13 protein-coding genes and 1 pseudogene are annotated in these 12415 nt (G+C 61.2%); 4 read left to right on the top strand and 10 right to left on the bottom strand.

The genetic code is table 11. The features are described from left to right. The first annotated feature begins 177 nt into the window (after positions 1–177). Genes ehuC through GVN17_RS06260 form a run of 3 tightly spaced genes read left to right on the top strand, consistent with a single transcriptional unit; the run spans position 178 to position 2289 of the window. A complete protein-coding gene (ehuC, locus tag GVN17_RS06270) occupies positions 178–858 on the top strand; it encodes an ectoine/hydroxyectoine ABC transporter permease subunit EhuC (protein ID WP_166594375.1) in 681 nt (226 codons plus the stop codon). Continuing rightward, positions 855–1505, top strand: coding sequence for an ectoine/hydroxyectoine ABC transporter permease subunit EhuD (gene ehuD, locus GVN17_RS06265; RefSeq protein ID WP_166594374.1), 651 nt, complete (start codon positions 855–857; stop codon positions 1503–1505). The genes ehuC and ehuD overlap by 4 nt, the downstream gene beginning before the upstream one ends. After that, positions 1498–2289 (top strand): amino acid ABC transporter ATP-binding protein, encoded by a 792-nt coding sequence (locus tag GVN17_RS06260; protein WP_166594373.1) that lies wholly within the window; start codon positions 1498–1500, stop codon positions 2287–2289. The genes ehuD and GVN17_RS06260 overlap by 8 nt, the downstream gene beginning before the upstream one ends. 183 nt (positions 2290–2472) lie before the next feature. Here the strand turns inward: GVN17_RS06260 and GVN17_RS06255 are convergent. From GVN17_RS06255 to GVN17_RS06235, 5 genes and pseudogenes are all read right to left on the bottom strand, one after another. Next, a pseudogene (locus GVN17_RS06255) lies at positions 2473–3234 on the bottom strand (transporter substrate-binding domain-containing protein); the annotation flags it as partial. Between the two features lie 68 nt (positions 3235–3302). Beyond that, on the bottom strand, positions 3303–4064 hold the full coding sequence (locus tag GVN17_RS06250; RefSeq protein ID WP_166594372.1) for an amino acid ABC transporter ATP-binding protein: 762 nt from the start codon (positions 4062–4064) through the stop codon (positions 3303–3305). Beyond that, complete coding sequence (locus GVN17_RS06245) at positions 4061–4720, bottom strand: amino acid ABC transporter permease (protein ID WP_166594371.1); 660 nt, start codon at positions 4718–4720, stop codon at positions 4061–4063. Before GVN17_RS06245 ends, GVN17_RS06250 begins: the two co-directional genes overlap by 4 nt. Beyond that, positions 4701–5366, bottom strand: a complete 666-nt coding sequence (locus GVN17_RS06240) for an amino acid ABC transporter permease (RefSeq protein ID WP_166594370.1) — start codon at positions 5364–5366, stop codon at positions 4701–4703. Before GVN17_RS06240 ends, GVN17_RS06245 begins: the two co-directional genes overlap by 20 nt. Further along, on the bottom strand, positions 5363–5641 hold the full coding sequence (locus GVN17_RS06235) for a hypothetical protein (RefSeq protein ID WP_166594369.1): 279 nt from the start codon (positions 5639–5641) through the stop codon (positions 5363–5365). The genes GVN17_RS06240 and GVN17_RS06235 overlap by 4 nt, the downstream gene beginning before the upstream one ends. 207 nt (positions 5642–5848) lie before the next feature. Between GVN17_RS06235 and tauA the strand changes: the two genes are divergently transcribed. Further along, positions 5849–6835 carry a taurine ABC transporter substrate-binding protein gene (gene tauA / locus GVN17_RS06230; protein WP_166594368.1) on the top strand — a complete coding sequence of 329 codons (987 nt, stop codon included), beginning with the start codon at positions 5849–5851 and terminating at the stop codon, positions 6833–6835. A gap of 280 nt (positions 6836–7115) precedes the next feature. Here tauA and GVN17_RS06225 read toward each other — a convergent pair whose 3' ends face one another. The 5 genes from GVN17_RS06225 to GVN17_RS06205 form a co-directional block, all read right to left on the bottom strand. Beyond that, positions 7116–7421: a DUF1883 domain-containing protein gene (locus GVN17_RS06225; protein WP_166594367.1), complete on the bottom strand. Its 306-nt coding sequence runs from the start codon at positions 7419–7421 to the stop codon at positions 7116–7118. A 63-nt stretch (positions 7422–7484) separates the two neighbouring features. Then, entirely contained in the window at positions 7485–8255 is a 771-nt protein-coding gene (locus tag GVN17_RS06220; RefSeq protein WP_166594366.1) for an ABC transporter ATP-binding protein, read from the bottom strand. Continuing rightward, on the bottom strand, positions 8252–9034 hold the full coding sequence (locus GVN17_RS06215) for an ABC transporter ATP-binding protein (protein WP_166594365.1): 783 nt from the start codon (positions 9032–9034) through the stop codon (positions 8252–8254). The genes GVN17_RS06220 and GVN17_RS06215 overlap by 4 nt, the downstream gene beginning before the upstream one ends. Then, the gene (locus GVN17_RS06210; protein ID WP_166594364.1) at positions 9031–10977 is read right to left on the bottom strand and encodes an ABC transporter permease; all 1947 of its coding nucleotides are present in this window, start codon (positions 10975–10977) and stop codon (positions 9031–9033) included. Before GVN17_RS06210 ends, GVN17_RS06215 begins: the two co-directional genes overlap by 4 nt. Positions 10978–11121: 144 nt before the next feature. Then, the gene (locus GVN17_RS06205; protein WP_166594363.1) at positions 11122–12342 is read right to left on the bottom strand and encodes an ABC transporter substrate-binding protein; all 1221 of its coding nucleotides are present in this window, start codon (positions 12340–12342) and stop codon (positions 11122–11124) included. Between the last annotated feature and the right edge of the window lie 73 nt (positions 12343–12415).

The raw sequence follows: 12415 nt of genomic DNA, 5'->3' as shown, positions 1-12415 counted from the left end.
GGACTGAACTGTGGGAGCGAATTCATTCGCGAAGGTATTTCAGGCGCTGGAGATGCGTCGGCTGTACCGCCCTCTTCGCGAATAAATTCGCTCCCACAGGGACTTCGCGTCGCCATACAAAGCGACGTCTGGCACAGGACGCTGCCTTTTCCGGCCCCAACCCACACGAGTACGGCCATGTTCTTCGATTCTCCCGCCGTGGAAACGGCACGCTTCATTGCCCATCAGTTGGCCAACGGCGCATGGGTCACGCTTCAGCTCACGTTCTTCGCTCAGTTGATCGTCATCGTGATGTCGTTCGTCATCGCCCTGATGCGGCTCTCGCCCTGGCGAATCCTGCGCTGGATCGCCACGGTCTACGTTGAAATCCTGCGGGGCATTTCGGCCCTCGTGTTGCTGTTTTACCTGTTCTTCATCCTGCCGCTGTTCGGCATCAGCCTGTCGCCGATGACCACCGGCATTCTCGGGCTGGGCCTGACCTTTTCCGCCTACGGCTCGGAGATCGTGCGCTCGGCCCTGAACAACGTCAGCCTCGGGCAGCGTGATGCCTTGCGCGCACTGGACTTCGACTCCATCACCGCCTTCCGCCGCATCGTGTTGCCGCAAGCCCTGCCCTTCATGCTGCCACCCCTGGGCAACCAACTGGTCGAACTGCTGAAAACCACCTCGCTGGTGTCGTTGATCACCCTGAGCGACCTGACCTTTTCCGGCGGCCAGTTGATCACCACCCTCGGCCAACAAACGCTGATCTGGAGCATCGTGCTGATGTGCTATTTCGCCATGGCCTGGCCGTTGAGTTGGCTGGTGAAACGCTACGAGCGCCACATCACGTCCTGGCGTCGCGGAGGTGCGAGATGATCTTCGACCCCGCATTCGCCTGGTCCATCGTCCCGGACCTGTTCGACGGTTTGCTGGTGACCGTGCAGGTGGTGGTTCTGGGCTTCCTCCTCGCGACGCTGATCGGCCTGCTCCTGGCCATTGCCCAACGTTCCCGAAGCACCTCGGTTCGACGCCTGAGCAGTGCCTACCTGAGCTTTTTCCGCAACACGCCACTGATGGTGCAGCTGTATGTGCTGTTCTTCGCCCTGCCGCTGGCGGGCATCACGCTGCCAGCGATGTCCACGGGGGTGATCGGCCTGGGCCTGTATTACGGCTCGTACATCGCCGAAGGGTTTCGCGGCGCCATCGAAGGCGTTCCCGCCGGTCAATGGGAAGCGGCCCGGGCACTGGACTTTGACGCCACGACGACCTGGCGCCGCATCGTCTTGCCTCAGGCGCTGAAACCGATGGTGCCGGTGCTCGGCAACTACCTGATCGGCATGTTCAAGGAAACACCCCTGTTGGCGGTGATCAGCATTCCCGAACTGTTCCAGGCGGCCAAACAGATCGCAGGCATGAGCTACCGCTACAACGAGCCGTACACAGTGATGGCGCTGATGTTCCTGGCCATCAGCATCCCCACTTCCCTGCTGTTCAAATACTTAGAAAGGCGCAGTCATGTCTGATCTCACCCACGGCCTCCCCCTCGCCTCGCCGCAGATCGTGCTCAACGGCGTGGTGAAGCAATTTGGTGAAAACCGGGTGATCGATCATCTGGATTTGAGCATTCCCCAAGGCCAGAAAGTCGCACTGATCGGCCCCAGTGGTTCGGGGAAGTCGACGGTTTTGCGCCTGATCAAAGGGCTCGAAACCTACCAGCAAGGGCGTATCGGAGTGGCGGGCGCCGACGTGCCTGCACGGTCCTCTGGCTGGCGCTGGCCGGGATCGAAGAAGGCGCCGGTGGTGCATCGGGTGGGGATGGTGTTCCAGCAGTTCAATCTATTCCCGCATTTGACCGTTCAGGAGAACGTGACGGAGGCGCCGTTTCGGGTGCTGAAACTGAGTCGCGAAGAGGCATTGACCCGCGCCCATGAATACCTGGGTTTGGTGGGTTTGAGCCACAAGGCCGACGCCTACCCGGCGCAGTTGTCGGGCGGGCAGCAACAGCGCGTGGCGATTGCCCGTGCGTTGGCGATGCGGCCGCAGGTGATGCTGTTCGATGAAGTGACCTCGGCCCTCGACCCGGAATTGGTCGGCGAGGTGTTGGCGGTGATTCGCGCCATTGCCCATGAGCAGCAGATGACCATGCTGCTGGTGACCCACGAAATGAAATTCGCCCAGGACATTGCCGACCGGGTGCTGTTCATGGAAGCCGGGAAAATCGTTGCGGACGGCACGCCCGATCAGATTCTTGTCAACCCGCAGAACGAACGCACGCGGCGGTTCTTGAATGTGGTGGAGCGGCGGTGAACCCGTGACGACGCCTTCGCTGCCGTCGTAACCTCCGGCGTCTCCCACAAGGTTCTTTGACGTATCGAGGCGCTGTGCCCGACGCAGATCCTGTAGGCGCTTCTGGAGGTTACGACAGTGGCGAAAGCGGTAGGTCAGCCCCTCATCCATCACTGACTCACCGCCCACGCGCTGGAAACGACCTTATGGCTTCCAGTCCCCACCTTCGACGATCACTGCCGCAGGGTCGGTGCCGTCGGCCAGTTGGCTGCGGACATACTGGTCGTAGAGCTTGAGCAGGTATTTTTCCTTGCCCAGAGTGGCGAGTTCGGTGTTCACCCAATCACGCAGCTCGACGTTGCCTTTCTTCACCGCCGGTGCAATCGGTGCTTCGTCGCCCAGTTTCTGGGTCAGCACGCGGTAGCCGGGGTTTTGCTTGGCCCAGCTGAACAGCACCAGATTGTCCTGCGCGTAGGCATCACCGCGACCGTTGGCCAGGGCTTGCAGCGATTCGGAATTCTTCTCGAATTTCAGCAGTTTCCAGTCCGGGTGGTTTTTGGTCAGCCAGATGTCCGCCGTGGTGCCAGTAGTGACGATGGTGGTCTTCTTCGCCAGGTCATCAAGGCTCTTCACGTCGCTCTTCTCCGGCACCAGCGCCTGCACCGCCACGCGCAGGTTCGGGTGGGTGAAGTCCACGACTTGGGCACGCTCCGGGGTCACGGTCATGTTGGCCAGGATCAGGTCAACCTTGTCGCTTTGCAGGAAAGGAATACGGCTGGCGGGCTCGACCACCACGAATTCGATTTTCTTTTCGTCACCCAGCAAATCCTTGGCGAAACGGCGGCCCAGATCGGTGTCGAAACCGACATAGTCACCCTTCTCATTGACGAAGCCGAACGGCGGTTTGTCGCTGAACACGCCCACGACCAGCTTGTCGCGGGCCTTGATCTTGTCCAGATACCCTTCGGCATGGGCAGCGACGCTGCCCCACAAACCGAGGGCCAGCAGAGGGAAAACGAGGGCAGTTTTAAGGTTCACGATGCATTCCTTTTAGGCATATTTTCAACGTAGGAGAATTTCTCCAGAAACTGCTGCGCGCGTGCGGTCTGCGGGGAACTGAAGAAGGTTTCAGGGTCGGCCTGTTCGACGATGCGGCCACCGTCCATGAACAGGACCCGATCCGCCACCGCACGGGCAAAGGCCATTTCGTGGGTGACGATTAACAGGGTCATGCCGCTGCGCGCGAGGTCGAGAATCACCTCCAGAACTTCCTTGACCATTTCTGGGTCGAGGGCGGCGGTCACTTCGTCAAACAGCATGACTTTGGGGTTCATGCACAACGCACGGACGATGGCGATGCGTTGCTGCTGGCCACCGGACAACTCGCGGGGAAAGGCGTCGCGTTTGTCCAGCAGGCCAACCCGCGCCAACAGCGTTTCGGCTTGCTGCCGCGCCTCGGCCTTCGGGCGCTTCTGCACGTTGACCGGGCCCAGCAAAATGTTATCCAGCACGCTCATGTGCGGGAACAGGTGGTAGCTCTGGAACACCATGCCGATCTGCTGGCGAACGAGGCGCCAGTCGGTGTTGGCCGCCAGTTCACGACCGATGAAACGGTAGTGCCCGGCGTGGCCCGCTTCGAGCCCGTTCAGGCAACGCAGCAAAGTGCTTTTGCCACAGCCGCTGGGGCCGAGAATGACCAGCACCTCGCCCTCTTTGACCTGGAGATCGACGTCCTGCAACACCGGGACATCGCCAAAACGTTTACTGAAACCGGACAGCTCTATCAATGCACTCATGAGTGACTCCAGCGTCGCTCAAGCACACGGGAAGCGGCTGACAACGGGTAGCAGACGAGAAAGAAAAACAGGAACAGGAAGCCGTATATCAGCACCGATTCGTAGGTGCGCTCGATGATCTGCTGGCCGATCTTGATCACATCGACCACGCCGATCAGCACCGCCAGCGAGCTGGTTTTGATGATGCGGGTGAACACGTTGATCATCGGCGGCGTCATGCGCTGCAAGGCTTGGGGCAACAAGACCCGGCCATACAAACCGGGCAGACCCAGACCGATGGCCAGACCGGCCTCGCGCTGGCCACGGGGGATCGAACGCAAGGCGCCGCGAATCACCTCGCCGGTTTCGCTGATGCCCCAGAGGGACAGCACCAGCACCGCGCACCAGAAGCCCGGAATGCTCCAGCCGAAAAAAATCGGCAGGCCGAAGAAGAACAGGTACAGCCACACCAGCACCGGAATCGCCCGAAACGCTTCCAGATAAATCAGCAGCATCGTGTCCAGCCAGCGAATGCCGAGATTGCGCAGCACGCCATACCCCAGGCCGCCGACGCTGCTGAACACGATGGCCAAGGCGGAAATCCCCAGCGTGCGACCGATCCCCGTCAGCAGTTGCGGCGCCGACACCCACAGCAACTCAAGACCCGAACTGGCCATGCTGGAGCCTCCTTTCGATCACGCGCAGCAACAGCGACAGCGGCACGAACAGCAGCACACACAGACCGGTCATGACCGCGAGCATTTCGTAGGTCTTGTAGTAGAGCGCGATGTAGTTCTTGGTGGTGTACAGAATCTCGGGCACCGCCACCGCCGAGACCACGGTGGTTTCCTTGAGCAGGAACACGAAGTTGGCGAACAATGCGGGCAGGCTGAGGATGCCCGCTTGCGGCAGGATCACATGCCGCAGCAACTGCCAGCGCGACAGGCCAATCGACAGGCCCGATTCGATCTGCGCCTTGGGCACCGCCGCGACACCGGCCCGCAGGATTTCCGTGAGGTACGCCCCGCCGAGAAAGGTCATGGCGATGATTGCCGAAGCAAACCCGGAGATGCGGATGCCGATGCTCGGCAGCGCGAAGTAGATGAAAAACAGCTGAATCAACAGCGGCGTGTTCCGCGCCAGTTCGACGTACCAGCGCACCAAGCGTTGCAGCACGGGCACTTCAAACACGGCGATGGCAGCGTTGATCAAGGCGACGCACAACGAGGTGGCGATGGCGATCAACCCGACTTGCAGGGTGACCCCCACCGCGACCAGAAACGCGGGCAAGGTGGACAGCGCAAAATCGACATCGAAACTCATGGCGATTCACGCGGGGGCAGGCAGCCCCAGGACGCAGGGAAAGACAACAACGGACACTCCTGAACGATCGGACACAACGCGCCGGACAGCGCATCGCGGGATGGATTCAGGGGATTGCAGGCTTTGTGCCATGCGTCATCGGCGCCGTTTTCAAGGCTTGCAGGCGTCGAATGACCGATGTAACTGTTTGTTTTAAGGCATTTTTGTTCGGTCGGTGTTGCTGGCGCAACAGCAGGCGAGCCGTCTTTCATGTTTGAAACGTCGATCGATCGCATGATGCGAACTTCGCGCCATCTATAGCCGTTGCACGTCACAAGCCGACCGCCTCAATGGCGCCATGAAAAGCGTATGATTCGACCAGCAGATACGCCTAAGCTAATGCCAAAATGATATTTAAAACAAAATTCATAGAACCTTATGCTCCATGCCTGACCGCCGTTCGCTGTGACCGGCGCCAACTTTTAACCAAGGCATCGACCCCCATGATCAAGACACATTGGACGGCCCCTTTCTCTCTGGGATTGAGCGTGTTTGCGTTCTCAATGGCCGCCCAGGCCGCTGACCTCACGTTCGGCTACATCACCGGCATCGACCCGGTGAAGCGCGCCATCGCCGACGGTGAGTACGAAAAAGCCATCGGCCAGAAAATCGACTGGCGCCAGTTCGATGCAGGCCCTGCGGTGATTGCGGCGATGGCCTCGGGTGACGTGCAGATCGGCAATTTGGGGTCGAGTCCGCTGGCAGCGGCGGCGTCGAGAAAAGTGCCGTTGGTGGCGTTCATCGTCACCTCGCAGATTCAAAGTTCCGAAGCGCTGGTGGTGCGTAATGGCAGTGGCATCGACAAGCCGGAAGACCTGATCGGCAAGAAAATCGCCGTGCCGTTCGTGTCCACCTCGCATTACAGCCTGTTGGGTGCGCTAAAACACTGGAACATCGATCCGAAGAAAGTGACGATCCTCAACCTGACCCCATTGCAGATCACGGCAGCGTGGAAACGTGGCGACATTGATGGCGCGTTCACGTGGTCACCTGCGTTGGGGGAAATCCGCAAGACGGGCAAGATTCTGACCGACGCCGGGCAAGTGTCGCAGTGGGGTTCGCCGACGTTTGAAGTCTGGGTCGCCCGCAAGGATTTTGCCGAGAAGCACCCGGACGTCGTCGCTGGTTTTGCCAAGGTCAGTCTGGCCGCCATTGCGGATTACACGGCCCATCGTAGCGAGTGGACGGCCGACTCAACGCCGGTCAAGACCATTGCGCGGTTCACGGGTGCCAATGCAGCGGACGTGCCTGAGCTGCTGGACGGCTCGCATTTCCCCACAGCGGCAGAACAGAAATCGCCTGGTTTGTTGGGTGGCGGAACCGTGACCGCGATTGCCAAGACGGCGGAGTTTTTGAAGGATCAGGGGAAGATTGAAAGCGTACTGCCGGATTATTCGGCGTATGTGAGTGAGCAGTTCATTGCCAAATAGTGGGTGTGTCAAACCACACATCTGCGTCTGACCCACCGCTTTCGCGGCCGTCGCACAGCTCCGGCAGCTCCTACAGATTCTGCGTCAGGCCTGATTCTCGACACGCCACCGCCCTCGTGGGAGACGCCGGAGGTACGACGGCAGCGACAGCGGTGGATCAGTGGAAGATGTGTTGCCTGATACACCGCTTTCGCGGCCGTCGCACAGCTCCGGCAGCTCCCACAGGGACAGCGTCGGACCGTAGACATTGCCGCGCCACCACCCTTGTGGAAGACAACGCTTACCGAGGCAACCCTCCCCCGGACCGCCTGACAATCTTGATCGAATGCTTGATGTTGGGTTTGCGCGTCACGCTGATTGCCCGTCTGGTCACGGTGTCCAGCGTGATGTTCCAGAACCCGCTGCTCGGCACGACGATTTTCGCCGGGAAGCGGTCGAACGCGCCACCATGGTAGGTGTGCCGGCCGCCGTTCTTGAAGCTGCGAAAGTTCGCGTCGCTCATGAGGCGGATGTTGCACACGCCCGACGACTCGATGACCACGATGTCACCTTCATTGAGGTGCTCGCGCTGATGGATGTATTTCATGGGGAACCACAGACAGGACAGACAAGCCGCGAGAATATCACGGCGGCCTGCCCCGCTCCCCGGCTACATCGTCAGGTAGGCCTTGCGCACCGCCTCGTTCGCCGCCAGTTCCGCCATGCTGCCCTCGTAGCGCACCAGTCCCTTTTCCAGCACGTAGGCCCGGTCCGACACCAGCCCGGCAAAGTGCAAATTTTGCTCGGACAACAGAATGCTCGCGCCTTTGGCTTTCAACGCCAGGATCATGTGCGCCATCTGCTCGACAATCACCGGCGCGACCCCTTCTGACGGCTCATCCAGCAGGATCAGAAACGGATTGCCCATCAGCGTGCGCGCCACGGTCAGCATCTGCTGTTCGCCGCCACTCATTTGCCCGCCTGGCCGGTCCTGCATGGCGCCGAGGTTGGGAAAGAACTCGAACAGTTGCTGAGGCGTCCAGTTCAGCGCCTCGGTGCCGTCCGGCCAATGCCGGTTGGACTGACGCCCCACTTCCAGGTTCTCGGTCACGGTCAGGTGAGTGAACACGCGCCGGTCTTCAGGGACGAACCCCAGCCCCAGCCGCGCCCGCTCGAACGGCGCCAGGGCCGAGATGTCCTGGCCCATGAAGTGAATGCCACCCTGACGCCGCGCCAGCATGCCCATCAATGCCTTGAACGTGGTGGACTTGCCTGCGCCATTGCGCCCCATCAGGGCCACGACTTCGCCGCGTTTGACGTTGAGATTCAGGTCGTACAGCACCTGAGCGGCCCCATACCAAGCGTTGAGGCCGGTGACTTCCAGGAGGGACTCACCGACTGAAGCGGACTCCGGACGTTGCGAGGACAGCACTGCGTTCATACCTGCACCTGCGACTGAGCGATTTCGTTTTCGAACGTCTTGCCGGTGCCGAAATACACTTCCTGCACCTTGGGGTGATTGCGGATGTACTGCGCGTCACCCTCGGCAATCAAACGCCCACGGGCCAGCACGATCATCCGGTCGGCGTAGGCGAAGACCACGTCCATGCTGTGCTCGGTGAAGAGCACGGCCATCTTGCGCTCCACCACCAGCCGCTTGGTCAGCGCCATCAGGTCGTTGCGTTCTTCCGGCCCCATCCCCGCCGTGGGTTCGTCCATCAGCAGCAGTTTCGGGTCGTTGGCCAACCCCATTGCCAGTTCCACCCGCTTGACGTCGCCGTACGCGAGTTCGCTGCACGGACGTTCGGCGTGCCGCTGCATGCCGACCTGAGCGAGCAGGTCCATGGCCTCTTCGCGGTACTGTTTGCGCGCCGAGGTGAACAACGAAAAGCCTTTGCCGTGATGGGAAAGCAACGCCATCTGCACGTTTTCCACCACGGTCAGGGAGGCGAAGGTTTCGGCGATCTGGAAGGTGCGGCCCACCTGCATACGGCAGATGTCGCGCGGGCGTTTGCCCACCAGTTCCTGCCCCAGCAGACGGATCGAACCGCCCGAGGCCTTGAGCTGGCCGCCGACCATGTTGAAGGTGGTCGATTTGCCTGCGCCGTTGGGGCCGATCAAGGCCAATAGCTCGCCTTCGTGCAGGTCGAAGTTGATGCCGTCAACGGCACGGACGCCGCCGAAGGACTTGTTCAAATCACGTACTTGCAGAAGGGTCATGCCTGTTTCTCCATCACCGTAGTAACGCTTACCTCATGCGCAGGCGACCGGGATCGCCACGCGTGCCACCACCCACCCACTTGTTGAAAGAACCCGGCGATGCCCTGCGGAAAGACCAGTACCAGCAGCAGGATCACGCCGCCGAACACCGCCCGCCAGTAGTCGGTGGCGCGCATGATCGAGTCCTGCAAGACGCTGAAAACACTGGCCCCGACCACCGGACCCAGCAGGTTCTGAATGCCGCCGAGCAGGACCATCACCAGCCCGTCCACGGACTTGCCGACCGCCATGGCGTCCGGCGAGATGCTGCCTTTGGAGAAGATGTACAGCGTGCCCGCCAGCCCGGCGAACACCCCGGCGAGGACGAACGCCAGCCATTGCACGCGTTTGACGTCGATGCCGATGGCGTCGGCGCGCAAGGCTGAATCCCGCGCCGCCCGCAGGCTGTAGCCGAACGGCGCGAACAGGATGCGTCTGACCAGAAAAATACTCACCGCCACCAGAATCAGCGTCAGGTAGTAATAGCGCGTGCCGTCGAGCCAGGCCGACGGCCAGATGCCGGTGATGCCGTTAGAGCCGCCGGTGACGTCCTCCCACTGGAACACCACCGACCAGACGATCTGCGAGAACGCCAGCGTCAGCATCGCCAGGTACACCCCCGACAAGCGCACGCAGAACCAGCCGAAGACGAACGCGCCCAACCCCGCCACCAGCGGCGCGAAAGCAAAGGCCATCGGCATGGGCATCGTCAGTACCTTGAACAGAATCGCCGCGCCGTACGCTCCCAGCCCGAAGTACGCGGCATGGCCGAACGAGTGCATGCCACCGGGGCCCATGATGAAGTGCAGGCTGACGGCGAACAGCACGGTCACTAACACATCTTGAGTCAGCACGCTGGCATAAGGCAGCCAGGTCGAAAGCAGCGGCAGCACGGCCAATACCAGCAACACCACGCCGACCAGCCATTTGAACGAGGTCGAACCCGGTCGCATCGGGGCTTCCACCGGCGCCGAATTGCGGCTGGTGGCTTGTGGTTTGCCCATCAAACCCCACGGCCGGATCACCAGCACCACGGCCATCACCAGGAATTCGATGACCAGCGTGAGCTTGGAAAACGACACGCTGATGCCGAACAGGGTGACCGACCCCAAGCCGATGCACAGCGCCTTGATTTCGGCGATCAGCAGGGCCGCGACATAAGCCCCCGGCAACGACCCCATGCCACCCACCACCACGATGACGAAGGCCTCGCCGATGGTGCGCAAATCGAGGGAAAGGCTGGCCGGTTCGCGGGGCAACTGCACCGCGCCGCCGAGCCCCGCCAGCATCGCGCCCAACGCGAAGACGCTGGTAAACAGCCACGCCTGATTGACGCCGAGGGCGCCGAGCATTTCCCGGTCCTGGGTGGCGGCGCGGACCAGCACCCCCCAGCGGGTGCGTACCAACAACAGCCACACCAGACCGAGCACGAGCGGCCCGATGGCGATCAGGAAAAAGTTATAGGTGGGGAACTGACGCCCCAGAATGTCGATGGAGCCGGACAACCCCGGTGCGCGACGGCCCAGCAGTTCTTCCGCGCCCCAATAGCCGAGCACCGCGTCGTTGATGACCAGCACCAAGGCGAATGTGGCCAATAACTGGAACAGCTCCGGCGCCTTATAGATGCGGCGCAGCAGAACGATTTCCACCACGGCGCCAATCAGGCCCACGGAAATCGCCGCCAGCGCCAAACCGAGCCAGAACCCGGCCGCGCCCATCGATCCCATCAGGTGTTCGACGATGGAATAGGCGATGTAAAGCCCGAGCATGTAGAACGAGCCATGGGCGAAGTTGACGATGCGGGTCACGCCAAAAATCAGCGACAACCCCGCCGCCACCAGAAACAGCGACGACGCTTCGGCCAGGCCGTTGAGTAACTGTGAAAATAACGCTGAAAAGTCCATGACGCCCTCGATCTGGAGGTGGAACGGTGTTGCTGATGCGTCGATCGCTTTAGCAACACGGCTTGTCGGCAATGGCGTCTGTGAGATCGCCACCGCCGACGAGCCGTGCCGCTACGCCCTTCGGGCAGAATCACCCACCACGAATCACTCGGCCGGACGCAGTTTGCGCACGTCATCATCGGAAGGCAGGAGCGTGTCGCCCGGCTTGAAGGTGTAATCCACCATCACGCCCGCACCGTCCTTGACCGCCAGCTTGCCGACGTACAAACCCCAGGTCGCCTGGTGGTCGATCTTGCGGTATTCCAGCGGGCCATCCGGGGTGTTGACCTTCAGGCCGCTGAACGCATCGACCAGAGACTCGGAGTCCGTCTTGCCGCCCGCCGCCTTGATCCCGGCCGCGATGGACTGGATCGCCGAATAGCCGATGTCCGAGCCGAAGCGCAGGTTCTCGGTGCCGTATTTGGCGTGATACGCCGCAACGAAGGCTTTGTGCGCGGGAGTGTCGATGCTGTACCAGGGGTAACCCGTGACGGTCCAGTTCGGCGGAATCTCGTCCTTCAGCGGTTCCAGGTATTCCGGCTGACCGGTGATGATGCTCAGCACCGGCAGCTGCTCGCCAAAGAAGCTGCGGGTGGTGCCTTCGCGAATGAACTTCGCCAGGTCAGCCCCGAACAATGCGTTGAACAGCGCATCCGGTTTCGAGTCCACCAGGGCCTGCACCACGCTGCCCGCATCGACCTTGCCGAACGGCGGCGCCTGCTCGGTCACGAACTCCACATCGGGTTGACGGGCCTTGAGCAAGGTCTTGAACGCGCTGGCGGCCGCGGTGCCGAACTCGTAGTTGGGGTACACCAGCGCCCAGCGTTTCTTGTGCAGCTTGACGGCTTCGTCCACCAGCGCCGAGGTCAGCATGTAAGTCGAGGCGTCGAGGCGATACGTGTAGCGGTTGCCCGCGCTCCAGACGATGTTGTCGCTGAGGGCTTCGGTGATCAGCACGAAACGCTTTTTCTGCTTGGCGTAGTCCGACAGCGCGGTGCCGATGTGGGCGTAAAACGCACCGGCCAGCACATCGACGTGCTCGCGGTTGATCAGGTCTTCGGCCTGACGGATCGCGTCGCCAGGGTTGGCATTGTCGTCGCGGGTGATCAGCTCCAGTTTCTTGCCGTTGACACCCCCTGCCGCGTTGATCTGTTCAACGGCCAGTTCCATGCCCTTCTTGTAGCCGTCGGTGAACACCGGCTGGGATTTGTAGCTGTTGATGTCGCCAATCTTGATGGTGTCCGCCGACCAGGCAGCGCCGCTGACGATCAAGGCGATCACGCCCGCCAACAGGTTCGATTTCGTGAAACGTGCACGCATGTTCATGGTGTTCTCCAAGCTGATCAGGTGAAAGGCTTGCACAGCATTAGGGCGTTCCAGGCTCGGACCACCGTTATTA

The organism is Pseudomonas sp. SLFW (assembly GCF_009905615.1).
Taxonomy (GTDB): domain Bacteria; phylum Pseudomonadota; class Gammaproteobacteria; order Pseudomonadales; family Pseudomonadaceae; genus Aquipseudomonas; species Aquipseudomonas bambusae.
This window is presented reverse-complemented; position numbering and strand designations above follow the sequence as displayed.

Bases quoted from the DNA above. Each gene is read 5' to 3' on its own strand.
- ehuC (WP_166594375.1), top strand. From the start codon at position 178: ATGTTCTTCGATTCTCCCGCCGTGGAAACGGCACGCTTCATTGCCCAT.
- ehuD (WP_166594374.1), top strand. From the start codon at position 855: ATGATCTTCGACCCCGCATTCGCCTGGTCCATCGTCCCGGACCTGTTC.
- GVN17_RS06260 (WP_166594373.1), top strand. From the start codon at position 1,498: ATGTCTGATCTCACCCACGGCCTCCCCCTCGCCTCGCCGCAGATCGTG.
- GVN17_RS06250 (WP_166594372.1), bottom strand. From the start codon at position 4,064: ATGAGTGCATTGATAGAGCTGTCCGGTTTCAGTAAACGTTTTGGCGAT.
- GVN17_RS06245 (WP_166594371.1), bottom strand. From the start codon at position 4,720: ATGGCCAGTTCGGGTCTTGAGTTGCTGTGGGTGTCGGCGCCGCAACTG.
- GVN17_RS06240 (WP_166594370.1), bottom strand. From the start codon at position 5,366: ATGAGTTTCGATGTCGATTTTGCGCTGTCCACCTTGCCCGCGTTTCTG.
- GVN17_RS06235 (WP_166594369.1), bottom strand. From the start codon at position 5,641: ATGCGATCGATCGACGTTTCAAACATGAAAGACGGCTCGCCTGCTGTT.
- tauA (WP_166594368.1), top strand. From the start codon at position 5,849: ATGATCAAGACACATTGGACGGCCCCTTTCTCTCTGGGATTGAGCGTG.
- GVN17_RS06225 (WP_166594367.1), bottom strand. From the start codon at position 7,421: ATGAAATACATCCATCAGCGCGAGCACCTCAATGAAGGTGACATCGTG.
- GVN17_RS06220 (WP_166594366.1), bottom strand. From the start codon at position 8,255: ATGAACGCAGTGCTGTCCTCGCAACGTCCGGAGTCCGCTTCAGTCGGT.
- GVN17_RS06215 (WP_166594365.1), bottom strand. From the start codon at position 9,034: ATGACCCTTCTGCAAGTACGTGATTTGAACAAGTCCTTCGGCGGCGTC.
- GVN17_RS06210 (WP_166594364.1), bottom strand. From the start codon at position 10,977: ATGGACTTTTCAGCGTTATTTTCACAGTTACTCAACGGCCTGGCCGAA.
- GVN17_RS06205 (WP_166594363.1), bottom strand. From the start codon at position 12,342: ATGAACATGCGTGCACGTTTCACGAAATCGAACCTGTTGGCGGGCGTG.